The 25,885-nt window shown below is 52.9% G+C and carries 22 protein-coding genes, 1 tRNA gene and 2 other RNA genes; 4 read left to right on the forward strand and 21 right to left on the reverse strand.

Annotated elements, in window-relative coordinates; translation table 11 throughout:
• The 6 genes from ssrA (A8990_RS27635) to A8990_RS27660 form a co-directional block, all read right to left on the reverse strand.
• Positions 1-186, reverse strand: a transfer-messenger RNA (tmRNA) gene (gene ssrA / locus A8990_RS27635); the annotation flags it as partial.
• 113 nt (positions 187-299) lie between these two features.
• Positions 300-665, reverse strand: a transfer-messenger RNA (tmRNA) gene (gene ssrA / locus A8990_RS27640).
• A 221-nt stretch (positions 666-886) separates the two neighbouring features.
• Entirely contained in the window at positions 887-1,369 is a 483-nt protein-coding gene (gene smpB, locus A8990_RS27645) for an SsrA-binding protein SmpB (protein WP_116192256.1), read from the reverse strand.
• Positions 1,370-1,487: 118 nt separating this feature from the next.
• The gene (gene rnr / locus A8990_RS27650; RefSeq protein WP_116192257.1) at positions 1,488-4,556 is read right to left on the reverse strand and encodes a ribonuclease R; all 3,069 of its coding nucleotides are present in this window, start codon (positions 4,554-4,556) and stop codon (positions 1,488-1,490) included.
• Between the two features lie 222 nt (positions 4,557-4,778).
• Positions 4,779-5,015: a preprotein translocase subunit SecG gene (secG, locus tag A8990_RS27655; RefSeq protein WP_116192258.1), complete on the reverse strand. Its 237-nt coding sequence runs from the start codon at positions 5,013-5,015 to the stop codon at positions 4,779-4,781.
• Between the two features lie 149 nt (positions 5,016-5,164).
• Complete coding sequence (locus A8990_RS27660) at positions 5,165-6,100, reverse strand: phytanoyl-CoA dioxygenase family protein (protein ID WP_181909811.1); 936 nt, start codon at positions 6,098-6,100, stop codon at positions 5,165-5,167.
• Between the two features lie 149 nt (positions 6,101-6,249).
• Here A8990_RS27660 and A8990_RS27665 point away from each other — a divergent pair, with 149 nt between their 5' ends.
• Positions 6,250-7,176, forward strand: a complete 927-nt coding sequence (locus tag A8990_RS27665) for a helix-turn-helix domain-containing protein (protein ID WP_116192260.1) — start codon at positions 6,250-6,252, stop codon at positions 7,174-7,176.
• Between the two features lie 365 nt (positions 7,177-7,541).
• On the opposite strand, the gene A8990_RS27670 is transcribed toward A8990_RS27665, so the two are convergent.
• The 7 genes from A8990_RS27670 to A8990_RS27700 form a co-directional block, all read right to left on the reverse strand.
• Positions 7,542-8,309 (reverse strand): sugar phosphate isomerase/epimerase family protein, encoded by a 768-nt coding sequence (locus tag A8990_RS27670; protein ID WP_116192288.1) that lies wholly within the window; start codon positions 8,307-8,309, stop codon positions 7,542-7,544.
• 167 nt (positions 8,310-8,476) lie between these two features.
• Positions 8,477-9,772, reverse strand: a complete 1,296-nt coding sequence (gene eno, locus A8990_RS27675) for a phosphopyruvate hydratase (RefSeq protein WP_116192261.1) — start codon at positions 9,770-9,772, stop codon at positions 8,477-8,479.
• Between the two features lie 86 nt (positions 9,773-9,858).
• The gene (gpmI, locus tag A8990_RS27680) at positions 9,859-11,391 is read right to left on the reverse strand and encodes a 2,3-bisphosphoglycerate-independent phosphoglycerate mutase (RefSeq protein WP_116192262.1); all 1,533 of its coding nucleotides are present in this window, start codon (positions 11,389-11,391) and stop codon (positions 9,859-9,861) included.
• On the reverse strand, positions 11,388-12,146 hold the full coding sequence (gene tpiA, locus A8990_RS27685) for a triose-phosphate isomerase (RefSeq protein WP_116192263.1): 759 nt from the start codon (positions 12,144-12,146) through the stop codon (positions 11,388-11,390). The genes gpmI and tpiA overlap by 4 nt, the downstream gene beginning before the upstream one ends.
• Positions 12,147-12,185: 39 nt before the next feature.
• Positions 12,186-13,367: a phosphoglycerate kinase gene (locus A8990_RS27690; RefSeq protein ID WP_116192264.1), complete on the reverse strand. Its 1,182-nt coding sequence runs from the start codon at positions 13,365-13,367 to the stop codon at positions 12,186-12,188.
• A gap of 226 nt (positions 13,368-13,593) precedes the next feature.
• Entirely contained in the window at positions 13,594-14,598 is a 1,005-nt protein-coding gene (gene gap, locus A8990_RS27695) for a type I glyceraldehyde-3-phosphate dehydrogenase (RefSeq protein ID WP_116192265.1), read from the reverse strand.
• An 81-nt stretch (positions 14,599-14,679) separates the two neighbouring features.
• The gene (locus A8990_RS27700) at positions 14,680-15,738 is read right to left on the reverse strand and encodes a sugar-binding transcriptional regulator (protein WP_116192266.1); all 1,059 of its coding nucleotides are present in this window, start codon (positions 15,736-15,738) and stop codon (positions 14,680-14,682) included.
• A 241-nt stretch (positions 15,739-15,979) separates the two neighbouring features.
• Here A8990_RS27700 and A8990_RS27705 point away from each other — a divergent pair.
• The 3 genes from A8990_RS27705 (at position 15,980) to sda (ending at position 17,479) form a co-directional block, all read left to right on the forward strand.
• Positions 15,980-16,054: transfer RNA gene (locus tag A8990_RS27705), tRNA-Arg, on the forward strand.
• 268 nt (positions 16,055-16,322) lie between these two features.
• On the forward strand, positions 16,323-16,904 hold the full coding sequence (gene clpP / locus A8990_RS27710; RefSeq protein WP_181909812.1) for an ATP-dependent Clp endopeptidase proteolytic subunit ClpP: 582 nt from the start codon (positions 16,323-16,325) through the stop codon (positions 16,902-16,904).
• 263 nt (positions 16,905-17,167) lie between these two features.
• Positions 17,168-17,479, forward strand: coding sequence for a sporulation histidine kinase inhibitor Sda (gene sda, locus A8990_RS32390; protein ID WP_245996261.1), 312 nt, complete (start codon positions 17,168-17,170; stop codon positions 17,477-17,479).
• A 71-nt stretch (positions 17,480-17,550) separates the two neighbouring features.
• Here the strand turns inward: sda and A8990_RS27720 are convergent, their stop codons facing one another.
• The 8 genes from A8990_RS27720 to A8990_RS27755 all read right to left on the reverse strand — a co-directional run bounded on the left by A8990_RS27720 (position 17,551) and on the right by A8990_RS27755 (position 25,741).
• Positions 17,551-18,324 carry an SIMPL domain-containing protein gene (locus A8990_RS27720; RefSeq protein WP_116192268.1) on the reverse strand — a complete coding sequence of 258 codons (774 nt, stop codon included), beginning with the start codon at positions 18,322-18,324 and terminating at the stop codon, positions 17,551-17,553.
• A 151-nt stretch (positions 18,325-18,475) separates the two neighbouring features.
• Positions 18,476-18,745 carry an HPr family phosphocarrier protein gene (locus A8990_RS27725; protein WP_090583454.1) on the reverse strand — a complete coding sequence of 90 codons (270 nt, stop codon included), beginning with the start codon at positions 18,743-18,745 and terminating at the stop codon, positions 18,476-18,478.
• Between the two features lie 197 nt (positions 18,746-18,942).
• Entirely contained in the window at positions 18,943-19,884 is a 942-nt protein-coding gene (whiA, locus tag A8990_RS27730; RefSeq protein ID WP_116192269.1) for a DNA-binding protein WhiA, read from the reverse strand.
• A 6-nt stretch (positions 19,885-19,890) separates the two neighbouring features.
• On the reverse strand, positions 19,891-20,880 hold the full coding sequence (locus A8990_RS27735; protein WP_116192270.1) for a gluconeogenesis factor YvcK family protein: 990 nt from the start codon (positions 20,878-20,880) through the stop codon (positions 19,891-19,893).
• A gap of 6 nt (positions 20,881-20,886) precedes the next feature.
• Positions 20,887-21,774, reverse strand: a complete 888-nt coding sequence (rapZ, locus tag A8990_RS27740; RefSeq protein WP_116192271.1) for an RNase adapter RapZ — start codon at positions 21,772-21,774, stop codon at positions 20,887-20,889.
• 37 nt (positions 21,775-21,811) lie between these two features.
• The gene (locus A8990_RS27745; protein WP_116192272.1) at positions 21,812-22,762 is read right to left on the reverse strand and encodes an ROK family glucokinase; all 951 of its coding nucleotides are present in this window, start codon (positions 22,760-22,762) and stop codon (positions 21,812-21,814) included.
• A 238-nt stretch (positions 22,763-23,000) separates the two neighbouring features.
• Complete coding sequence (trxB, locus tag A8990_RS27750; protein WP_116192273.1) at positions 23,001-23,948, reverse strand: thioredoxin-disulfide reductase; 948 nt, start codon at positions 23,946-23,948, stop codon at positions 23,001-23,003.
• Between the two features lie 56 nt (positions 23,949-24,004).
• Positions 24,005-25,741: a tetratricopeptide repeat protein gene (locus tag A8990_RS27755; protein ID WP_116192274.1), complete on the reverse strand. Its 1,737-nt coding sequence runs from the start codon at positions 25,739-25,741 to the stop codon at positions 24,005-24,007.
• Positions 25,742-25,885 lie beyond the last annotated feature (144 nt).

Below are 25,885 nucleotides of genomic sequence, written 5' to 3' on the forward strand. Positions count from 1 at the left end.
TGTTAGCCCCTAGTCTAGTCACATGGGCGATGCTAGGTAGGAGCACGCTAACAGGTTATTAAGCTGCTAAAGCGTAAGTTTGTTGTTGTTTGCCATTTAATTGGCTTTAGCGTTGATGAAGTGGACGCATCCCCACTACTCGCTACTCATGCTCGAACTATCCCCGTCGAATCCATAAACGGCCCCGTAAGAAAAATTAAAGCAATTGTTTGCCGCGAGAATTTTAAAGCAATTGTTTGCCGCGGCGGCAAACTTATGGTTTAAAGCACAACCACTACCTCATGCGGTAGTGGTTTACATGGTGGAGGCGAGGGGATTTGAACCCCTGTCCGAAGACAACGCCACACAGGCTTCTACGGGTGTAGTCACGGTATTGATGTCACCCGAGCGTCGTCCCGTAACCGACTACGCGTTGGGTCAGCCTGATTATCTTCTTCCGTCGACCCCAGGCGGAGACCGAAGCGGCGTATCCCACTACTTGTTAGCCCCTAGCCTAGTCACATGGGCGATGCTAGGTAGAAGCACGCTCACAGGTTATTAAGCTGCGAAAGCGTAAGTTTGTTGTTGTTTGCCATTTAATTGGCTTTAGCGTTGATGAAGTGGACGCGTCCCCACTACCCGCAACCCATGCTCGTACTATCCCCGTCGAATCCATAAACGCCCCCGATATCGCATAAACGGCTCCATACGTTCCGTTTAGCAGTTGGTAAAGCGCTCATTCGACTGCAGCTACCATTCTATCAATCCTGCAAAAGGCAGCTACATCAGGTGAGCATGTACTTCGTTCGTTGCTTACTTAGTATAACACAGGTGAAGCGATCTTGAAGCTATATGTTGTTGGAAGCATTGGCGGCGATCGCCTTACATCCCAACAGGCCAAACTGCCTTAGCGAGCGACCTTCTGCTTCTCACGAAGTGCACGCTGAATATCACGCTGCGCATCCTTCTTCGCCGCCGATTCACGCTTGTCGTACTGCTTCTTACCTTTACCTAAGCCGAGCAGCAGCTTCGCGTAACCGTTGCGAATATAGATCTTGAGCGGCACAATCGTGTAGCCTTCTTGCTTCGACTGGCCGAGCAGCTTATGAATCTGCGTCTTGTGCATGAGCAGCTTGCGCGTCCGTGTCGGATCGGTCGGGTTGCTCCGGTTTCCTTGTTCAAACGGGCTTATGTGCAGGTTGTGAATGAAAATCTCGCCGTCACGAATGGTTGCGAACGCATCGCTTATGTTCGCCCTGCCTGTCCGCAGCGACTTGATCTCCGTTCCCATCAGCACCATACCCGCTTCGAAGGTCTCCTCGATGAAATAGTCATGGGAAGCCTTCTTATTCTGTGCCAGCTGTTTCCCGTCACTTTTCTTGCTTGCCACGCTAATCACCTCTCCCCAAACGCGTAAATGAACGGACTCCTAACCTTGGCTAGGAGTCCATTGTAGCAACTTTACATCGTGAAATCAAGATTTGGTAAAAGCAAGCTCCAACCGCGGATTACACGCGATTCTTACGAACGAAAGCTGCGGTGGAATTGCCTTTTTTCTTCTTCTTGCGCTGGCTGAAGCCATTGCCGTTGCCGCCGCCTGCTCGGTCCGCAGCTGAGGACTTCGAAGGAGCAGGACCACCGCCCTTATTCTTGCGGCGCGAGCCAGTTCCGGCATTCTCGGCACTGCGGCCAGCACTGCCGCCGCCGCGCTCGCCGCCACCGCCAGAGCGCCCGCCACGTCGACCACCGCCCTCGCCTCGGCCGCGGGAAGACCATGAGGAATCCGGATCTTCGCCGTAGTCCTTCAACGAGCCCGCGTTCGTGATCGGCAGTCCCCACATGTCAGTCTTAACCTTACGGGCACCGCCGCTGGAGGAGGCACCGTTGCTGCTCCCGCCGCTGCGGTCATTGCCCAGAAGCCGGTCGAGATTGTAATCGTCCTCCGGCTTCCACGCACGCGAGTCGCTCCCGCGCTCGCGCTGCGCCGGCGCGTTCCCGCCGCCGGCTGCTGCTCCGCCGCTCTCGCCGCCGCCGCGGCCATTGCGCCTGCGGCCGCCGCGCTGCTCCGCCGGCGCCGCTGCGCCTGCGCCAGCGCGCGCTCCGCTCGCGCCCCACGCGGCTTCGCCTGCCGCGCTCGGCGCTGCTCCGCCGCCGCGTCGCTTGCCGCGGCCGCGCGGGCCCACGGCCGCGCTCGCTTCGCGCGCTGCGGCTGCCGCTGGCGCTGCGCCGCCGGCTCCGCCACGGGCGCCTCGGCGGCCCGCGCCGCGCTCACCGCGCCCGCCGCCTGCGCGGCCACCCCGCTCGCCGTCGCTGCGCGCCGATGCCGCTGCGCCGCCACGCTCGCGACCGCCGCCGCGCGCATTACCGCCACGTTTGCCTCCGCCGCGGCCGACCCAGCCGAACTCGCGGGCACGGTCCGCGTCGTCCGCGCTCATATTCTCGAGCATCGTGAAGTCGATCGTATGCTCATCCATATTCACCCGCTCCACGCGGACGCGTACCTCATCGCCGATCCGGTACGTCTTCGACGTCCGTTCGCCGATGAGCAGCATATGCTGCTCGTGGAAGTGATAATAATCGTCCGACAGCTCGCTCAGACGGATCAATCCCTCAACCGTATTCGGCAGTTCGACGAAGATGCCGAAGCCCGTTACGCTGCTGACGATACCGTCGAATTCCTCGCCGACCTTGTCGAGCATATATTCGCACTTCTTCAGCTTCTCGGTATCCCGTTCCGCATCAACGGCGACCCGCTCACGCTCGGAGGATTGCTGCGCAATGTCCGGCATCCGCGCCGCGAGCGACTCTTGGCGAGCTTCCGGCAGCGTGCCGCCGTTCTCGAGCACCTCGCGCATGACGCGGTGAATGACCAAGTCGGGATAACGCCGAATCGGCGAAGTGAAGTGCGAATAGAACTCTGCTGCAAGCCCGAAATGTCCAAGGCTCTCCGCATCGTACTTTGCTTGCTTCATGGACCGCAGCATTACTGTCGAGATAACAGTCTGCTCCTTCGAACCGCGTACATCCTCAAGCAGCGTCTGCAGCGCACGCGGATGAATCACGCTTCCGCCTTTGCCTTTGATCGTGTACCCGAAGTTCGCCGCGAACTGCACGAAGTGCAGCAGCTTCTCCTGGTCCGGATTATCGTGCGTCCGGTACAGGAACGGCACCTTCAGCCAGTAGAAATGCTCCGCCACCGTCTCGTTGGCCGCAAGCATGAACTCTTCAATAATCGATTCCGCGATCGAACGCTCGCGCTTGATGATATCAACGGCTTTGCCCGTCTCATCCACGATGACCTTCGACTCCACGAAGTCAAAATCAATCGCGCCGCGCTTCATCCGCTTCCCGCGAAGCCTCGTTGCAAGTTCCTCCATGAGTTTGAACGTATCGACGAGGTCGGCATAACGCTCCGTCACTTCCTCGTCCTCACCTTGCAGGATTTTGCGAACATTCGTGTACGTCATCCGTTCTTTCGTCCGAATGACACTCGTAAAGACGTCGTGCCGGACACGCTTCAGCGTCTCCCCGTCGAACTCCATTTCGCACGACATCGTGAGCCGGTCTACCTTCGGATTGAGCGAGCAAATCCCGTTCGACAGCCGGTGCGGCAGCATCGGAATAACCCGATCTACCAAGTATACCGAGCAGCCGCGGCGGTATGCTTCTTGATCCAGCGCCGAGTTCTCCTTGACGTAATAGCTGACATCAGCGATATGTACGCCAAGCACATAGTTGCCGTTCTCCAGCCGCTCAATGTTGACCGCGTCATCAAGGTCTTTTGCATCCTCACCGTCGATGGTGACGATCACTTTATCGCGCAGATCGCGACGACCCTGACGTACAATCTCGTCCTCCGTAATGGAGTCCGGCGCCGCTTCCGCCTCTGCCATCACATCAACCGGGAACCCCTCCGGCAGCTGATGCTTGCGGATAATGGACAGGATATCGATACCCGGGTCATCCTTATGACCGAGCACCTCAACAATCTCTCCCTCTGCGGCCGAGCGTCCTTCCGGATACGTAAGGATTTTCACAACAACCTTCTGTCCTGTCACCGCGCCGTGAAAATGATCCTTCGCAATAAAAATATCCCGATTAATCCGTTTATCATCCGGCAGCACAAAACCATACGACTCGTGGTTCTGGAAGGTACCGACGATCTGCGTCACCGCTCGCTCCACGATGCGGATGACTTCCCCTTCCATGCGTCCGCCATGCTCGCTTCTGGACGTCACGCGCACAAGCACGGTATCCCCGTTCATCGCGCTCGTCAAATCATGCGCGCCAATATATACATCACCATGTGCTTTGTCCTCAGGAATGAGGAATGCAAAGCCTTTCGCATGCGCCTGAATGCGTCCGCGCACTAAATTCATCCGTTCTGGAAGGCCATAGCGGTCACTGGAATTCCGTACGAGCTTTCCTTCGTTCTCCAGTTCATTTAAGACCACCAGGAAATTGCGGAACGACTCCGCATTGCCTCCCCCGCCCAGCTGCTTATCAAGCTCTTGATAGGTCATCGGCTTGTACGCCGGCTCTCGCATGTAATCCAGCAGCTGCTGCTCTGTCACCATAACTTCTTCACCTCAAGTACCGATGGTGCCGTCAATCCCTTGTACAGCCGTCGGTTGATAGATTCTCATATACTATATAGTATACACGAAAGGGGCAGTCAGCATCCGCGGACAGCCCCGCAAAATTAACATTTTTCACCTGCAGGGTTCGCTTGGAATATCATCCCATCCCAAGCAAGCAACAAAAAAAGCGAGCCATAAGCCCGCTTTCTGCGTTCATTATTAAACTTTAACCAAGTATGCAACAATGAGGGCTGTAATAAAGAAGCCCGCAGCAACTGCAATCGTTAGACGCTGCAAGAACAGATCCAAGCCGCGTGCCTTCGTCTTGCCGAACAAATGCTCAGCACCACCGGAAATAGCACCAGACAACCCTGCGCTCTTACCTTTTTGCAATAGAACAACAGAGATCAGAGCAAGCGCAAAAATAATAAGCAAAATTTTAAACGTAATTGCCAAAAGTTCCACCTCCTGCACAAGGAGCAAATTTGTACGCGTCGCTGCCTTGTCGCGAGTAATGGAGACAAGACCTAGAAACAGCATTATTATTGTAGCATAGCAAGGAAGCGAATACAAGCCAGCGGAATCGCCTTACGCCTCAATTTCACTTAGCAAATTTTGTCCTTCTGCCAGCGGATGCTTTCGTCGAACGGCAAGAACGTGAATTGCTCTTTCTTCCAGTAGTACTTCAAGTCCTCCCGTGTCCATCCCTCATAGAGTTCATCCCATTCGAAAGGGCCATGCGGCAGCAGCGATGCATTCTCGATTGGCTGGCTAGCCGGCTGGAACCGAAGATCGAGTGACAGCCGTATACGGCCGGGCTGCTGATTCGGCAGCGCCTTATGCACCATCATACTGTGAAAAATAACGATGTCGCCCGCTTCATAATCCCCCTCCGCCCACTCGTAGCCAAGCCCGCATAGAATGGACTCCAATCCTCCAGCGCCGGGATTGCCTGTCACTTGGAGCAGACCGCCGTCATGGCTGCCCTCAAGCATGGAGAGCGTGCCTAGCGATAACGGTACATCACCGATCGGTGCCCAACAGGTCCATGTATTGCTGCTGCCTTGAATATGAAGAAAATCTTGATGCGGCGGCGTCACGTTCAGCTTGTCGCTCGGCAGCATAATGCGCGCAATATTGCGCGGGTGCGGGAAGGTCCGCTCGCCGAACAATGTATCGAACAGCCCGATCAGCTTCGGATGATGAGCGAAAGCGTGAAATGCCTCCAGCTTCTGCACCTTATGGTACACCTGCTGTGTCGTTCCGATGCCGTTCCAGTTCAGCTCCTCCATCGTCATGCTATCGATCAACGGCAGATTGCCATAACCGTCCATGAACGGTTTCGCGGGATCTAGCAGATTTTCGCCTTGAAGCACATTAAGAATTTGAGTTCGAAGCTCCATAATCTCTTCCCGTGAGAAAAAGTGCTTGAAGAACAGATATCCCTTCCTCACCGCTTCGCGCCGCAGCTCCTCAGGTGCTGCGAGCAGCGGTGTTGCGTCTTCGAATGCTCGTGTAGCCGGTTTGATTGCAGGATCCATACGCCACATCCCCCTCTATTGGAATTTGTCGATTGCCGACCTTGTATTTCTATTGTATGCTCTAGTTGATTAGCTGTATTTATGAGCGCTAGACGCATTTTTAACTCTGGTCGACATATTCGTGTGAGCGGGGAGGCTTTCTTTGATTCATGTCTATACATCAGCCACCATCGATTCCCTGGCACTCTCTACAGCCTTCTGTACATTACGCGAATAGGCTGCAATGTCTGCCCGGGTTTGCTTTCGGTCCGCGTGTTATTGAAGAGTATCAATTCATCTTCGTCGCCGCAGGCAAAGGCACTGCGTGGATTCAGGGCGAGCGCTATGAGGCCATGCCTGGCTGCTTATTTTATTACGGTCCGGATACGGTGCACCACTTTATCGCGGATGAAGCTGATCCTTTTCTGCTGTATGGCCTGCATTTCAGCTGGTCTGGTAAGTACCGAGAGCGCCGAGGCTCGCCACTTCATATCCGCGACGCCAAGTTCGACCCCGCTGTTGATATGAGGAAGGATAATCGGATGCTGGTCGGCAATGAGGAGAGTCCGCATTCGCAGTCCCCGGACAGCCTGCTCATCGACGATGTCAGACAGCTGCCCGCGCAGCGTTTCGAGCCCCGCTTCATTCGGCTGGCGGAGGCCTATGGCATGGAAGAACGCGAGTTCAAACAGCCGCTGTTAAGCGGGATGCTGCTTGAGCTAATCGCCGAGATCAAGCGGCAAGAAGAGCGTGAGAAGTCCCGGAAGCCGGTATCTCCGCTCATCAGCAGCGTGGCGAAGCAGCTCGCTGAGCACGCACGGGAACGTTACAATCACAGTTGGCTCGGTGAGTGGAGCGCGTATCATCCGGACCATATTGCAAGATTGTTCCGTGCCGAGCTCGATGTTACTCCGCATGACTATTTCATGACGAGCAAGCTGCAGCTAGCTAAGGAACTGCTCACGCATTCGGAGCTGACGCTGCTCGCCATTGCCGATGAGCTCGAGGCAGGCACCATCCACAACTTCACCAAATGGTTCAAGCAGCACACCGGCATGCCTCCGGGGCGGTTTCGCAAGCAGTCCCGCTTTATTTGAGGCCAGGGGAGTGCTCTTCCTCTTCCTCTTCCTCTTCCTCTTCCCTCCGCCCTTTGCAATCCGCAATTCAAGCCTATGTTGGATAAATCAGAAAAATCCACTCATTTTTGCCGAAAACGTCCTTTTTCGTCGCCTATAATGGATAAATCCACTCATTTTCAGTGAAATGCCACCAATTCCCGCTTTCTCGGGTCATAGGAGTGGATAAATCCAACATAGCTCACAGAAAACGCCTAAATGCCGGTTATACAGTGGATTTTTCCACTATAGGCAGCCTCCAACAGCACTCCCGACCGTCAACACCGCCAACGCCAAAAAAGCCCCGGGACTCAAGGATCTCTCCTTAAGCCCGGGGCCGCTCTATCCTACAAATAACCGTTTTCGCGGAAGAACTCGAGGCTCAGCTCTGCGCTCTCCAGCGAAGAGTTCGCGAACTGCTCTTGCTCCACGATAATGTACTGAATGCCGACTTGCTCCGCAATATCCAGCACGCTCTTCAGGTCAACCACACCTTTACCTACCTCAGTGTCGCTGCGGCCGTCGCCGAAATCCTTAAAGTGCGCCAGAGGCACGCGGCCTGCGTAACGAGTTGCATAATCAACCGGCGTTTGGCCGCCCATATGCACCCATCCGAAGTCGAATTCCGCTTGCAGATATTCCGGGGAAACCTTCTCGAGCAGCAGGTCGATAACCGGCTTGCCGTCCACGAGCTTGAATTCGAAATCATGGTTATGATAGCCGTAGATAAGGCCTGCTTCCTTCACTTGCTTGCCTGCTGCTTCGAGGATGCCGGCAAGTCTGTTTACATCGTCAATCGTAGGGTTCTCAGGCAGCGGAGCCCAAGGCGTAATAATATATTGGAGGCCAAGCTCCTTCGCGTACTCGATTTGCTTCGCAAGATCCGCCTCGATTTTCTCCGGCTCGCCGAAGTTCAAACCAACATGCGCAGAAGGCGCCTGCAAGCCAAGCTCGTCCAGAAGCGCTTTCAATTCATTCGCCGGCGTGTTGAAGTAACCTGCAAATTCCACCGCTTGATAGCCCATTCCCGCTACTTTACGGATCGTACCGAGAAAGTCCTTCTCCGTTTGATCACGGAGCGTGTACAACTGTAAAGCTACAACTGGTTTTGCCACTGCTTCCACCTCATAATCGATTATTTTGGATGAAAATACAAAAAAGAGGAGAGCGACATGTCCTTGCGCCACGCCTCTCTCCTCTCATTATATCGAACGCCCCGGCGTAAACTACCTCACCTTTTGGGACATTCTTTTGTCATTTTGGTATTGCTTCCTAACCGGAATTACTTTTTGAAGTTCTTCAGGTTATAGAACGCGCTCTTGCCTGCGTATTGAGCAGTCGAGCCCAATTGGTCTTCGATGCGAAGCAATTGGTTGTATTTCGCAACGCGGTCCGTACGGGACGGAGCGCCTGTTTTGATTTGGCCAGCGTTTGTCGCAACAGCGATGTCTGCGATTGTGCTGTCTTCGGATTCACCGGAACGGTGGGAGATAACTGCTGTGTAACCAGCGCGCTTCGCCATTTCGATGGCATCGAATGTTTCAGTCAAGGAACCGATTTGGTTTACTTTAACCAGGATCGAGTTACCTACGCCTCTGTCGATACCGTCGGACAAGCGAGTTGTGTTCGTTACGAACAGGTCGTCGCCAACGAGTTGTACTTTGCCGCCCAGTCTGTCAGTGAGCAACTTCCAACCTTCCCAGTCGTCTTCGGAGCAGCCGTCTTCGATTGTGATGATTGGGTACTTATCCGCCCACGAAGCAAGCAGGTCAACGAATTCCGCGGAAGTGAAGGAACGGCCTTCGCCTTCGAGGTGGTACTTGCCATCTTTGTAGAACTCAGTGGACGCAACGTCCATGCCGAGGAATACGTCAACGCCCGGCTTGTAGCCTGCGCGCTCGATAGCGGAGATGATTGTAGTGATGGCTTCTTCGTTGGAACCAAGGTTCGGTGCGAAGCCGCCTTCGTCGCCAACTGCCGTGTTCAGGCCTTTATCTTTCAGAACCGATTTCAGGTTGTGGAAGATTTCTGCGCCGATGCGAAGCGCTTCTTTGAAGCTTTCTGCGCCAACTGGCAGAACCATGAACTCTTGAACGTCGATGTTGTTGTCAGCGTGCTCGCCGCCGTTCACGATGTTCATCATTGGAACCGGAAGCGTCTTAGCATTGAATCCGCCGAGGTATGTGTACAAAGGCATATCGAGAGCGTCAGCAGCTGCGCGAGCTACAGCCATCGATACAGCAAGGATCGCGTTAGCGCCGAGCTTGCCTTTGTTGTCTGTGCCGTCAAGCTGGATCATTTTGCGGTCGATCAATACTTGATCAAGCGCGTCCAGACCGATGATCTCAGGAGCGATGATTGTATTTACGTTATCAACAGCTGTCAGAACGCCTTTGCCGAGGTAACGGGATTTGTCGCCGTCGCGAAGCTCAACTGCTTCGTATGCGCCAGTGGAAGCACCGGATGGAACGATTGCGCGGCCTTTGCCGCCGGACTCCAGCATAACTTCAACTTCAACGGTAGGGTTACCGCGGGAATCAAGCACTTCGCGTGCATAAACGTCAGTAATGATAGACATGTACGAAACACTCCTTCAATTGTTTGTGTAAAATGACATCCTTAATCTTTTACCGCATCAAGGATACTGTTAAACGAATTTAATGCTTAACCTTGTACAAGCGACGTTCCCGTCATCTCTTCCGGCTTATTCAGCCCTGCAAGCGCAAGAATAGTCGGTGCGATATCGGCGAGGATGCCGCCTTCGCGCAATGGGCCAACCTGCTTCGTTACGATGAACGGAACCGGGTTTGTCGTGTGGGCCGTGAATGGACGGCCGTTCTCGTCAATAACCATATCGGCATTGCCGTGGTCCGCTGTAATCAGGCATACGCCGCCTTTGGCAAGAACTGCTTCAACGACTTGGCCAAGGCACTCGTCCGTTGCTTCTACCGCTTTGATCGTCGGCTCCAGCATGCCGGAGTGACCGACCATATCCGGGTTCGCGAAGTTCAGGATAATAACGTCCTGACGATCCGCTTCGATTTCTTTCACTGCAGCTGCTGCTACGTCATACGCGCTCATCTCTGGCTGAAGGTCGTAAGTCGCAACCTTCGGCGAAGGGATTAGAATGCGCGTCTCGCCTGGCAGCTCCGTGTCGCGGCCGCCGCTGAAGAAGAACGTAACATGCGGGTATTTCTCCGTCTCTGCGATACGCAGCTGGCGCTTATTGTTCTGCACAAGAATTTCGCCAAGCGTGTTATCGAGATTCTTAGGCTTATACGCTACGTATCCGCCCACCGTTTCACTGAACAGTGTCAAGCAGACGAAATACAGGTTCTTCGGTTCTTTCGGTCCACGGTCGAAACCGCGGAAGTCGGTGTTCGTGAACACTTGGGACAGTTGGATCGCACGGTCAGGACGGAAGTTGAAGAAGATAACGGCATCATCCGATTCCACCACGCCTACCGGGCTGCCGTCTTCTTTCACGATAACCGTCGGCATAACGAACTCGTCGAATACCGATTTCTCGTAAGACTCCACAACCGCATGGATCGGGTCTGTATACTGAGGACCTTCACCATAGACCATTGCGCGGTACGACTTCTCTGTACGCTCCCAACGCTTATCGCGGTCCATTGCGTAGTAGCGGCCTTGTACAGTCGCGATCTTGCCTACGCCGATTTCCTCGATCTTCGCTGTGAGCTGCTCCAAGTAGCCTTTCGCGCTGTCTGGCGATACGTCGCGTCCGTCGAGGAACGCATGGATATAGACTTCTCCGATCTCTTCTTTCTTCGCCAACTCAAGCAGCGCGAACAAGTGAGCGATATGGCTGTGCACGCCGCCATCGGACAGCAGTCCGTACAGGTGCAGCTTCGTGCCCTTCTCTTTCACATGTGCAATCGCGCCTTTAAGCGTCTCGTTGTCGAAGAATTCACGATCGCGGATCGACTTGCTGATGCGAGTCAGATCCTGATAGACGATACGGCCCGCGCCGATGTTCAGATGGCCAACTTCGGAGTTGCCCATCTGGCCTTCCGGCAAACCTACCGCTTCGCCGCAAGCTGTCAGCGTCGTGTGCGGGAAAGTTGCCCAGTAACGGTCGTAATTCGGCTTGTTCGCTTGTGCCACGGCATTGCCTGTCACATCGTTACGAAGACCGAAGCCGTCCAGGATAATAAGCGCTACAGGTGCTGTCATCGTGACGATGCCCCCTCGACCAGTGCGATGAAGGATGCAGGCTCAAGGCTTGCACCGCCGACCAGAGCGCCGTCGATATTGGATTGACCAAGATATTCGCTTACGTTGTTCGGCTTCACGCTGCCGCCGTATTGGATGCGGACTGCGTTAGCTGTAGCTGCATCGTACAAGCCTGCAAGAACGCCGCGGATGAACGCGATAACGTCCTCTGCGTCTGCAGATGTCGACGATTTGCCAGTGCCGATTGCCCAGATTGGTTCGTAAGCAACAACCACTTCAGCCGCTTGCTCTGCAGACAAGCCTGCGAAAGCTGCTTCTGTTTGCACTTTACAAACGTTCTTCGTTTGTTCTGCTTCGCGCTCTTCCAGCTTCTCGCCGACACATACGATTGGCGTGAGGCCGTGCTTGAACGCAGCATGTACTTTCTTATTTACGATTTCATCCGTTTCTGCAAAATATGCGCGGCGCTCCGAGTGGCCGATAATCACATATTTCACGCCCAGGTCCTTCAGCATAACGCCGCTGATTTCGCCTGTGAATGCACCGTTGTCCTCAAAGTGGACGTTCTGTGCGCCGATCGCGATGCTTGTGCCTTTTGCTGCTTCTACAAGCGCTGGCAGCGTCGTGAACGGTGCGCAGATAACCGTTTCAACGCCGCTTACTTCTGCTTTGCCTTTCACATCAGCGAAGAATGCCGTTGCTTCCGAAACCGTTTTGAACATTTTCCAGTTGCCTGCAATAATCGGTGTACGCATGTCGATTCGCTCCTTTAACCTTAACGTTCTTAATCCTTTTTACTTATCGTTCAGTGCAACAACGCCCGGGAGCGCTTTGCCTTCCATAAACTCAAGCGAAGCGCCGCCGCCTGTGGAGATGTGATCCATCTTGTCAGCGAGGCCGAACTTCTCAGCTGCAGCAGCCGAGTCGCCGCCGCCGATTACAGTGTAAGCGGAAGTTTCTGCACAAGCTTGTGCGACTGCGAGTGTACCATGCGAGAACGGCTCGATCTCGAATACGCCCATTGGTCCGTTCCATACGACCAGCTTGGAGTTCTTGATCACGTCTGCATAGATTTCGCGAGACTTAGGACCGATGTCGATGCCTTCCCAATCCGCCGGGATGCCGTCAACGTCAACGATCTTCGTGTTTGCTTTCGCGCTGAACTCGTCCGTAATGACGATATCAACCGGCAGCAGGAACTGCTTGCCAAGGGATTTTGCTTTCTCGATGAACTCGAGCGCCAGATCCAGCTTGGAGTTATCGCACAGCGATTGGCCGATTTCGTGGCCTTGCGCTTTGAAGAATGTGTAGGACAGACCGCCGCCGATGATGATGTTATCCGCGATTTCGATCATTTTGTTAATAACGTCAATCTTGTCTTTCACTTTGGAGCCGCCGACAATTGCCGTGAACGGACGCTCTGGGTTCAGCAGCGCACGGCCAAGCACGTCAAGCTCTTTCTCCATCAGCAGACCCGAAACAGCTGGCAGGTGGTGCGCAATGCCTTCAGTCGATGCATGTGCACGGTGAGCTGCGCCGAATGCATCGTTTACGAACAGATCAGCCAACTCGGCAAAAGCTTTTGCCAGTTCCGGATCGTTCTTCTCTTCGCCCTCGTAGAACCGCACGTTCTCCAGAAGAAGCACGTCGCCATCATTCAGAGCGGCAACTTCAGCCTTCACGGAGTCTCCGATTGCTTCGTCGGTTTTTACAACAGGCTTGCCGAGCAATTGGGACAGACGCACGCCGGCTTCTGTCAGACGCATGCTCTCTACAACTTGACCTTTTGGACGTCCCAGGTGGCTCGCCAAAATGACTTTCGCGCCGTTCTCGATCAAATACTTAATGGTTGGAAGTGTTTCGCGGATCCGTGTATCATCGGTAATTGCACCGTTTTCCATTGGCACGTTAAAATCAACGCGGACAAATACGCGTTTGCCGGCTACTTCAACGTCACGTACACTCTTCTTGTTCATAAGTAGAAATCCTCCCGGGGTACCTAACTTCACTAAGATGAATGCTGCCTTCCAATCATCCCAGGATAAAGGTCTAAGTATATTAAAAATTCGCCACTTGCTATCCATCCCGCGGCTTTCCGCAGGTTTATATTTATAGTTTAGATAATGCTATAGTGTCCCGAAAACTATCGAGAAGGAGCTGCATTCAAGCAGCTCCTTCACGTTAGTAACGAATGTCTATGTCTTACAGACCTTTGGATGCGATGTAAGCAGCCAGGTCAACTACACGGTTGGAGTAGCCCCACTCGTTGTCGTACCAGGAGATCACTTTAACCATGTTGCCTTCAACAACCATAGTCGACAGAGCATCGATTGTGGAGGAAGCAGGGTCGCCATTGTAGTCGCTCGATACAAGCGGCTCGTCGGAGTAGTTCAAGATGCCTTTAAGGGAAGTGTTAGCAGCGTCTTTCAAAGCTGCGTTAACTTCTTCAACTGTAACGTTAACTTTCAGTTCAGCAACCAGGTCAGTTACGGAAACGTTAGGTGTAGGTACGCGCATAGCCATACCGTTCAATTTGCCTTTCAGCTCAGGCAGTACAAGGGATACTGCTTTTGCAGCGCCTGTCGAAGAAGGAATGATGTTCTCTGCGGCAGCGCGAGCGCGGCGCAGATCTTTATGAGGAACGTCAAGCACGGATTGATCGTTAGTGTACGAGTGGATTGTAGTCATCATACCTTTAACGATACCGAATTTGTCGTTAAGAACTTTCGCGAATGGAGCTAGACAGTTCGTTGTGCAAGAAGCATTGGAGATAATAGTGTGAGCAGCTGCATCGTACTTGTCTTCGTTAACGCCCATAACGACTGTGATGTCTTCGTTCGTAGCTGGAGCGGAGATGATAACTTTCTTCGCGCCGCCTTTCAAGTGAAGCTCAGCTTTCTCTTTCGCTGTGAAAATACCAGTCGATTCAACAACGATTTCTGCGCCTACAGATGCCCAAGGAAGGTTCTCAGGGTTGCGTTCAGCAAAAACTTTGATTTCGCGGCCGTTTACGATCAAAGCACCTTCTTTAGCTTCAACAGTGCCTTCGAGTGTACCGTGAGTCGTGTCGTACTTCAGCAGGTGAGCAAGTGTGTTCGTGTCTGTCAAATCGTTAACAGCCACCACTTCAACATTAGGGTTGTTCAGCGCTGCGCGGAACACGTTACGACCAATACGACCAAATCCGTTAATACCAACTTTTACCATTGTAAATTCCTCCTAGACATAATTTCATTTATCTCAAGACGAGTACCAGCAGCAGCTGTAAGCCGGCCGCTTTCGTCAAGATCACTTGCTTGTGGCCGAAGCTTCTTGCTCTTCCTTATCGATGATCGCTGCAATCTCAAGTGCCGCAGCTTCATCTGTGACGAGCACATCATCATGCCCAAAATGCATCACCGCTGCGATCGCTTCGCCCTTGCTGCGTCCGCCTGCGATAGCGATGACGACTTCTGTTTCCATAATGTCCTCAAGTCTGAGGCCCGCGGTCAGCATCTTGTGAACGACGGCACCGCTTCGATCGAAGTAGTAGCCGAATGATTCCGCAAGCGCGCCTTCTGCTTCCATCGCTTCCACTACAGTCGCGTCCACGCGTCTGCGCCGCGCCATGACCATAGCGTCCCCGATCCCATGTATGACGATGCGGGCACTGCGGATAACCTCCACAATCTCCCTCACGTTCGGTTCCTGCATCAAGGATGTGTAAGCTTCCTCTCCGAGATGATCCGGTACATGGAGCATCCGGTACTGCGCGCCGGTCCGTTTCGCCATCGTCGAGGCGATGGTATTCGCTTGATAATCGAGGCTTTCGCCAAGCCCGCCCCGTGCCGGTACGAACCAATTCCCTTTGAACGGCGTCTGTGTCGTCAGCTGATTCGCTACTTGGGCCATCGTGGATCCGCCGGTTACTGCAATGACATCGTTCTGCTTCATCGCCTTGCTCAGCACGGCACAGCCGGCCTTGCCAAGCTCCCGCTTCGTGTGCGGAGATGAATCCGAATCACCGGATACGATGACAACCTGCTTCAGTCCAAAATGATGGCGAATTCGTTCCTCCAGCTCCGACAAGCCGAACATCGTCTTGTAGAATGGCTCCATATCCTCCAGCAGTCGCTTCCCGGCTTCACTGATGCGCATGCCTGCCGCATCTATTAGGAGAAGCCCCTGAGCCTTCAGGAAATCCGTCTCCGCTCGGAGCACACGCTCTGTCATATCCAATGATGCTGCTAATGTGCGCCGGCCGACCATATCCGAGAGCATTACCTGGCGGAGTATGAGGTACCGTTTTCTCATCACAACGAGCAAGTCCGGAAGAAGCTGCTGCTGTATTTCGATGAGAGTTTGCATCCTTCAACATCAACTCCTGTTACGAAAAGAGCGCGATTCAAGGGGACAAGGTGCGTGGACGTGTAATGTCCCGCATGCACTTTTTTAGTCCCACACATATTGTACTCCAAACTTCAGGCAGGGGCAAGATCAGTTTGCCCGGTGAAACCGTTTACTGTCACGATTTCCGAAAATTTAATTTATTGCCCACACTTGCTTTTCTCGGTGCAATGGCATATACTAATCTTCGCTGTCACTATACGCGCCCGTGGTCCAATGGATATGACGTAGGCCTCCGGAGCCTGAGATCGAGGTTCAATTCCTCGCGGGCGCGCCATTTACAATTCAATTACATCTGCATTCATAACAAAGGACCTTCCGATAACGGAGGGTCCTTCTTGCATATCCACGCGCGCACGCATGTAATGCCCCTGCACCTCATACAGCATCTCCAATTCCACTGCAAAGTAACCTTGCTAACCCGTCAATTTGACTGACTTTTGCGATGTTTTGACCATCTTTGACTTTTCCTGATCAATCCGTTATGATGATTACACGATTCACTATTTAATACATGTTCCCAAGGAGGTCTTACGATGGAAATGATGAATTTCGTACCAATGGTTATTGAACAGAACAACCGCGGCGAACGCGCTTACGACATCTACTCCCGTTTGCTGAAGGATCGAATTGTTTTCCTCGGCACGCCGGTCAACGATATGGTCGCCAACTCCATTATCGCGCAGCTGTTGTTCCTTGCAGCCGATGATCCGGATAAGGACATCTCCCTTTACATTAACAGCCCTGGCGGTTCGGTATCCGCTGGTCTCGCTATTTTTGATACGATGAATTTCATTAAGCCCCAAGTATCGACGATCTGCGTCGGTATGGCCGCTTCGATGGGTGCATTCTTGCTCGCTGCAGGCGAGAAGGGCAAACGTTATGCGCTGCCTAACAGCGAAGTGATGATCCACCAGCCGCTCGGCGGCGCTCAAGGTCAAGCAAGCGATATCGAGATTCGCGCGAAGCATATCTTGAAAACTCGCGACAGACTGAACACAATCTTGGCAGAGCGCACAGGTCAATCCTTCGAGAAGATCGAGCGCGATACGGACCGCGATAATTTCATGTCGGCTGCGGAAGCTGCTGCTTACGGCCTCGTTGATAAAGTCATTGATAAGCTGTAATCCTTAGCACGTAAGCTTGCAACAGCCTTAAATATGCACGCTATGAAAGAGCGATCTTCCTGCTTAGGAGGATCGCTCTTTTGCCTTCTCTGGTTAAAATTGTTATTAAATACCATAAATTATTTGTTCTGTCAATGGTCATTTAACGCGCTGAATCGGTGCGGACTGGCTATAAAAATCATGTTACTATGTACTAAATGATTCCATATTCACCGTCCCTTAGGCTATGACACAGAAATCTATAATAACGGAGTTGCACACGCATGAAACTTACGAATCCATTCGCAAGCGTGCGAAATTTCATTCGAACGAGCGATGCTGGAAACGCATACGCGCAGTACACCCCTGGCTACGAGCCGGGCTATGCACATACGACAGATGGGGATACCCACAATTTGTTCTTGCCGATGCAGGACAAGTCTCTGCTGCTGCGTCCGCTTAGCGATAATCATCTGATTGAGGTTTATCACGAAGCGATTGCAATGCGTTTGTCCGAAGAATTCATTGCCCTGATTGAACATGCCATCGAGCAGCGAGGACTATCGATCAACGACGACCATAAGACGCTGGCATAAGCGTATTGCATGAATAAAGGCAGGCCGCTCTCCTTCGGGAGAATGGCCTGCCTTCTCTGTTTCTATCTCTATTATTGCATTTCGTAAACGACGGTAATGTCGGTGGAGACGTTGATCGTACCTGTCTCGATGCTCGTTGGCGCTTTCGAACCCGACATTGCGCTGTCCGCTGCCGCCATGTTGCCTTGACCGTAGTAGATCGGACCGGCATTGACGCTATTTTGCGAGATCGAGATGACTTCTTTCACTTGCTTGCCCGCTGCCTTCGCAAGTGTATCGGCTTTCGCTCTTGCATTCGCCATCGCCTTATCGAGCGCCTGCAACTCGTATTGGTCTTGCTTCTCAGTATCGAATTGAACGCCTTCCACACGGTTAACGCCCGATGCCGACAATGCATCCAGCAGCTGTCCGATGCCATCCAGGTTACGCGTCGTAATTTGAACGCTATGTGTCGCTACGTACCCTTTCACTTTGCTCTCGCCCGTCTTCTGATCGTAGCTGTACTCCGGCTGAACGTAGAAGCCCGTTGTCTTTACATCCTTCTCCGCCATCTTGTACGTCGTGAACAGCACCTTCTTCAGACCTGCGAACTGTGTCGCATTCTGCGCTTGTGCATCCTTCGCTGTCGTTGCGTGAGTCTCCACGGAAACGTTCACATAAGCAACGTCAGGCGTGACCTGCAGCTTGCCTGTTCCCGCAACCGTAATCGTGCTCTTCTGAACGATAGCGCTGTTATCGACCGCGTACACCTCATTGCCGTTATGGCTTGCCGCTCCGAACACCGTTCCAACCCCTACCGCCAGTGCCAGTACAGGCACCAGTACCCATTTCCGATTCCACAACATTTGATCGCAGCCCCTTTTCTAATCAAATTGTCACTTCTGTCTACTCAGACGCTGCAAGTCTTTCCTTTGTTGCGGGCGCTGCGGAAAATAGTTCCGAAAATAGAAAAAACCCCCGCAAGGGAGTTTCTTCATGGTGATCGTTTTGCCGATCTTATTGGTTTTCCAACTCTTCCTTGCTTACCAAGTTGACTAAAGCGGTTACAGCCTGATCGGCGTCGGAACCTTCTGCACTAATCGTAACTTCAGTACCGGAGCTGATTGCAAGGCTCATAATACCCATAATCGATTTAGCGTTCACTTTTTTATCGTCTTTCTCTACGAACACCTCAGAAGAAAACTTGTTCGCTTCCTGAACAAAAAGTGCGGCTGGTCTTGCATGAAGACCCGTCTTCAGTCGAACGACAACCGGGTGTCTTGTCATGGAAACCTTACCCCCTATACGAAATTCAATCCAACGATTGAGACATTTACAAACGTCATTTTAACATTATAGAATTTATATGCTTCATCTGTATGAATTTCTATAATGTCTCCGTGAAACGTTAGCTTTTTGTCGCCAAAGGATGGCGACATCCGTTTACACTTGCTCACCATTATAGCACTTTTCTTAAGTCTACACTAGCCTTCCGCTGAACCGTTCCGTATTTTTTCGGCAAGCTCGTCGATTTTGCGCAAACGGTGATTCACACCGGACTTGCTCACTTTACCGCTAAGCATTTCGCCGACTTCCGTCAGATTCAGGTCAGGGTGCGTCAGCCGCACTTGAGCCACTTCCCGAAGCTTATCCGGCAAGGAATCAAGGCCAACCTCCCGCTCCAGCAGCTTAATATTATCGATCTGCCGCACAGCCGCACCAATGGTCTTATTCAGATTGGCTGTCTCGCAGTTAACGATCCGATTCACGGAGTTACGCATATCCCGCATGATGCGGACATCCTCGAACTTGAACAGCGCCTGGTGCGCACCGGCGATGCTGAGGAACTCGATAATTTTCTCGCCCTCTTTCATGTAGAAGATGAAGCCTTTTTTGCGTTCGATGCAGCGGGCGTTCAATTCGAACTTGTTCGCCAGCTCCACAAGCGCCTTGCAGTGCTCTTCGTACATGGTTGCAATTTCAAGATGATAGGAGGACCCCTCCGGATTATTCACCGAGCCGCCTGCCAGAAACGCGCCGCGCAAATACGACCGTTTGCAGCAGGACTTGCGGATGATCTCCTTATCGATGCCCTGATTGAACATAAATCCTTCAGAAACAATCCTTAACTCACTCAATATCTCTTGAACCTTGGCCGGAATCCGTACGATATAGACGTTATTCTTCTTCAGTCTCATCTTCTTGCGCACGAGCAGCTCCGTATGCACGTCAAACTGCTTCTTAATGAGGGAGTAGATTCGTCTTGCAATCGCGGCATTCTCGGTAGAGATATCGAGGATGATTTTACGGCTGGATAGCGATACCGAGCCATTCATTCGGATGAGCGCCGAAAGCTCCGCTCTCTCACAGCACGGATCCGCTTCGATGAGCGTCAACTCTTTTTTGGTTTGTCCCGCAAAAGACAATGTAACTCACCTCTTTCGTTCCATCCAGCTTTCCACAAGCTGATAAATATGATGGCTGAGCCGCACCGCATCATGTCTCAGATACGTACGGAACAGCACCAGTTTATCGGCGATGACCTCATAGCCGCGCCGCTTCACTTCTTCTAAATCCAGATGAACCGCCTTCGCACCGCGCTCGGCATATTTCATCTGCACTTGCTCCGGTATTTCACCATCGTTGACGATGACATAGTCGAACAGATGATGTCCGATATGCGCATGGACCGCCGCCAGATGGTCGCTGACCGAATAGTTGTCGGTTTCGCCTGGCTGTGTCATCACGTTGCAGACGAACATTTTGACCGCATTCGAATCGACGATGCTCTCTGCCAGCTTCGGCACGAGCAAATTCGGAATGATACTCGTGTACAAGCTGCCTGGCCCGATCAAGATGGCATCGGCCTGCCTTATGGCCTCCACCGCTTCCTCCAGCGGCTCCACATCCGGCGGTTCAATGAAGACCCGCTTGATGGCTTTGCCTGCCTTCGGAATGTTCGACTCCCCGGTAATAATCGTTCCGTCTACCGTTTCCGCTTTAAGCACGATCGCTTCGCCAGCAGCTGGGAGGACACGTCCGCGCACCGCCAATACTTTGCTCAGCATCCGCACGCCGGAGACGAAATCGCCCGAGATGTCCGTCATCGCTGCAAGCATCAAATTGCCCAAGCTGTGCCCGGCAAGCCCTGTACCCGAGTTGAACCGGTACTGCAGCATGTCAGACAGAAGCGGTTCCACATCCGCAAGCGCAATCAGCACGTTGCGGATATCGCCTGGAGGCGGCATCTGAAGCTCGTTACGCAATATTCCGGAGCTGCCGCCATCATCTGCCACGGTCACGATGGCCGTAATATCAAGGGGCTTCTCCTTCAATCCGCGCAACATGACGGAAAGACCCGTACCGCCGCCAATGACGACGATACGGGGCAATTGTTCCTTTCGACGCTCAGTCGTCGTCATTCTGCCTCAGCTCCGATCACGCTCTGAATCCCGATGGCTGACACGAACGAGTTCCGTATCACTGCTGCCCAGCATACGGCCCAAATACTCGGCAATGGCAACCGACCGGTGTTTACCGCCGGTACAGCCTATGCCAATGACAATCTGGCTCTTGCCTTCTTTGTGATACAGCGGGATCAGAAACTGAAGCATATCGAGCAGCTTCGTCAGAAAGGTCTGCGTCTCCGGCCATTTCATGACATACTCGTACACTTCAGGATTTTGCCCTGTGTTCGGTCTGAGATGATCAACATAATGCGGATTAGGCAGGAATCTGACATCATAAATCAAATCGGCATCGATTGGAATGCCATATTTAAATCCGAATGAAATGACGTTAACCGATATTTTGCTCACATCGGAATTCGTAAATCGGGAGATAATACGTTCCTTAAGCTGTGCCGGCTTCAGGTTGCTTGTATCGATCACCTGCGTCGCCCAGCCCTTCAAATCTTCGAGCAGGCGCCGCTCCAGCTTGATTCCTTCAAGCGGCAGCCCTTCCGCCGCCAGCGGATGCAGCCGGCGGCTCTCCTTGTAACGCTGAACGAGCACGCTATCTGTCGCATCGAGGAACAAGATCTCGTACCCGATTGTATAATGCTCTTTCACGTAAGCTAGAGACTCCGACAATGCGGTGAAAAACTCGCGCCCACGCAGGTCTATTACGAGCGCTACCTTGCCGATTTTGCCATTCGATTGTTCAATCAACTCGGCAAACTTCGGTATTAGCACCGGCGGCAAATTATCGACACAGAAGAAACCGAGATCCTCTAGGCTCTGTACTGCAATCGTCTTGCCAGCGCCGGACATGCCCGTTATAATAACCAGCTTTGCCTTCGCTGTTCCCACTTCCATCGTCTTTCCCTCCCCCTACCCGAAACAGACGTTCTTCTTAAGAACGAATAATAAGGCCAGCCGCGCCAACCACACCAGCATCGTTGCCGAGAATCGCAGGAACGATCTCGACGCCTTCTTGCGCCATAGCCGGAGCCGACTTCTTGAATGCTTCGCGGATTTGTTCAAACAGGAATTCGCCTGCTTTCGACACGCCGCCGCCGATGATGAAGCGCTGCGGGTTCAGAACAACGGCCATCGTACCGAGCGATTTGCCCAGGTAGTAAGCGGCACGAGTTACGATGCGCGCTGCAACTTCGTCGCCAGCTTTTGCCGCATCGATAACGTCTTTCGCTGCGATGTTCTCAACGAACGAGAGCGAGGTGCGATCGCCGCGTTCAACAGCATCTTTCGCCATGCGAATAATCCCGGTAGCGGAGGATACTGTCTCCAGGCAGCCCATTTGACCGCAGTTACATTGAATAGCTTCCAAATCAGGAACAATAACCATATGTCCAAGCTCGCCAGCCATGCCAGCGAAGCCTTCAACGACTTTACCGTTAATGATGACGCCGCCGCCAACGCCTGTACCGAGCGTGTAGCATACGCAATCACTGATGCCGCGACCCGCGCCAGCCCATGCTTCGCCAAGCGCCGCAACGTTCGCGTCATTGTTTACAAGTACTTTCTTCTCAAGCTTCTCTTCAAGAATAGCCTTCAGAGGCACATTGTCGAAGAACAGGTTGACCGATTTCTTGACAATACCGTTTGGAATATCCAAGAAGCCGGCGATGCCAATGCCTACGCCTTCAACTTGCTCCCAAGTGTATGCGGACTCTTCAACGATTTGCTTCGCGTATTTTGCGATGTTATCGCAAACGACGTCAGAACCTTTCTCAACTTCAGTCGGTCCTTCAAATGTATGCAGCAATTCGCCTTCCATGCTGCAAATCCCAACTTTAATGGAAGTTCCGCCGATATCGACACCTACGACAATTTTCTCTGACATATTAGGCCACCTCTATAATATAGGAAATTAGTGATTCCTTCGTTCTTGGCTTGCAACTAAAACTATAAGCGAACGCTTCCAACTGGTCAAGGACAAACAAACTCCGGCGAATTCCGAGCGAAAACGCCCCATGAACCAAGGCCGGCAAGGGTTGCCGCTCGTACATGAAGTGACGCCGTCCGTTAATTTCGGACAGCGTCATCCATGTGATATAGGCTATAAATGAAACGACCTTGTGTTAAAGCGATTGGCTCCAGTCGTGCGTAGCGTGGCCTTCGAGGAACTTCTCGCAATCAAGCGCAGCCATACAGCCGCTTCCCGCTGCAGTAATCGCTTGGCGGTACTTGTTGTCCTGTACGTCGCCGCAAGCGAAGATGCCCGGAATGTTCGTCTCGGAAGTGCCCGGCTTCACTTTCAGATAGCCTGTCTCGTCTGTTTCCAGCTGACCGCCGAGGAACTTCGTGTTCGGCGTGTGGCCGATTGCAACGAAGATACCGTTCGTCTCGATCACTTCTTCTTCGCCTGTCTCGTTGTTGCGAACCTTAAGGCCAGTTACGCCCATGCCAGTCGCAACGACTTCAAGCGGCGTGCGGTCTAGTGCCCAGCTGATCTTGCTGTTCTCGCGCGCACGGTCCTGCATGATTTTAGAAGCGCGCAGCTCCGGACGGCGGTGTACAAGCACAACCTCGGTAGCGAAGCGAGTCAGGAAGTTCGCTTCTTCCATCGCGGAGTCGCCGCCGCCGACAACGATAATCTTCTTCCCGCGGAAGAAGAAGCCGTCGCAAGTTGCGCAAGTGCTTACGCCTTTGCCCACATTCTCGCGCTCATTCGTGATTCCGAGGTACTTCGCGGAAGCGCCAGTCGAGATAATAAGCGATTCCGCTTGGAGCTCGCCTTGACCTTCGACTTGAAGCGTGAACGGACGTTTCGACGTATCGACCGAGTTTACCCAGCCTGTACGGAATTCCGCGCCGAAGCGCTCTGCTTGCTTACGCATATTCGCCATCAGATCCGGACCCATAATACCTTCAGGGAAGCCTGGGAAGTTCTCCACTTCCGTCGTCGTTGTCAATTGACCGCCCGGTTCCGGACCTTCAATAACAAGCGGATTCATATTCGCACGTGCCAAGTAAATCGCAGCTGTCAGTCCCGCAGGACCTGTTCCGATAATAATTGCTTTGTACACGATTGGTGCCTCCTACAACAATAATGTCTATTGCTTGTTGTTCTTCTCTTTATCTGTTAGCGAAGGTTTTGCCCAGGCAAAACCATGCGCATCTTCTCTTTAATGCCGCATATCTCATCGATGCGCTTCGCGCATTTGCTTACGGTCGCGATCGACGTGCCGTAACGCTGAGACACTTCGTGATACGAGATTTCTCTGCGATGCATCTTCGCAGTCAAATATTCAAGCGCAGCCGCCCAGCCTTCTACTTTGCCGAGCTTCGGCACGTTCGGATAGATGCGCGACAGAAACTCGATCCAGAGCGTCAGCAGGTCATGCTGCTGCACAAGATCATAATGTTTGTTCATGCGTGCGAGTGCCGCTTCGAGCACCGACTGCCACTTGTCTTCCCAAATCGGCAGACGCGACGGCATCCGGCTATGCTCGATGACCGTCTCTTTGCCCTCAAGCACCGCACGCAGCGACTCATGCACACCGATCGAGCGGAGCACGAAGATCGCAATCCGCTTCAAGTAGTCATCCTCTTGCGGCTCCAGAATGAAGTCGCGCAGGGCGTCCTTCACTTCATTGTCGGCAATCATGCCGAGCGCTTGAATGACCTGCAGCTTCGTATGCCGATCACCGTGACGCAGCGCCCAGAAGAAGGACGACCGCACGAGCGGATCCCGCTTCATATGATCGGGCAGCGCTTCGGACCGCTTCTCCCATAGCTTGAACTGCTCTTCGAACGGGAGATGGTAGTGATAACTCGTCGGCGCTGCATTCAGGCCGTTCTCCATCAGCTCGAGCTGCTCCAAGTAGTAGCCCGGCACATGCGATTCGCTGTCCAGCTTGCTCACTTGATGCCACAGTCGTCTCGCTTCTTCATAGCGTCCGATGTTGCATGCCGCAACAGCGGCGTAGTGATACAGGCAAGGATCAGACTTCAGCGCGTTATCCTTCAGCAAACGAGTGAAGTGACGGTACGCTTCGCCATGTTCACCTAGAATGCCCATTGTCGTCGCCAGCTTAAACACATGCTCCTGATGGAAAGGCACCGTCTTGCACAGCAGCTCCACAAGCGGCTTCAAGTGCTCCTTGTCTCCGGCCTGCTGATAGAAAATCGCAAGGTTGCAAAGCGCATGCAAATTGCCCGGTTCGAGCTCCAGCACCTGCTGAATCGTCACCATCGCTTTTTCGAACATGCCCATATAGTAATAGGCCAGCGCCAAATTGTTGCGGGCCGCCATAAACTCGCCGTTCTTCTCCACAATGCTCTCAAGCAATCTTACCGCTTCGACGAATTTGCCTTCTTCAAGCATCGACCTCGCCCGGTCATGCTCGAAGAAACCTTCGCGCGCTTTAATAAAAGCGAGCTTCGTCGGTCGTTCCAGTTCGAAATGCAGCAGCTCCATCATCTCTTCCGCTTCCTCAAGGAACTGACCGTCGGGGTCTTCCTCCAAGTAACGAATAAGCGATTCTTCGGCCGCTTCATAGTTCTCCATATTGGCGTAATTGTTCGCCATATAGAAATGGCATTCCGTCATCTCGGGATCGAGCTCGCTCACGATCGAATTCAGAATCCGATTGGACTCCTCGTAGTTCCCCATCTCCGACAGAATCCCGGCCATATTGCAATGGTTCACAGGATTCTCTGGCTCATATTCGGCCGCGCGGCGGAAATACTTCAGTGCCTTGTCGTAGTGATAACGATCCATCGACCGGACCGCTCGCTCGAAGAAGAACGTTGCGTCCCATTGAATCGGTATGATCTTTGTGTTCTGGCTGGCTATCGCAATTTTCTTTTCCTTCATAGCACAAGGCACCTCCCCGGTACATCAAAGTATCTACGATTATACCATAGCGCGGCCTATCCTTACACGAAAGAATATGTGGGAAATCGCGGGCATAGGCCCGCGATTTCGGTAATTGGTCGCTGTGACGCGGCCCATATGTGT

This window comes from Paenibacillus taihuensis, from assembly GCF_003386535.1.
GTDB lineage: Bacteria > Bacillota > Bacilli > Paenibacillales > Paenibacillaceae > Paenibacillus_Z > Paenibacillus_Z taihuensis.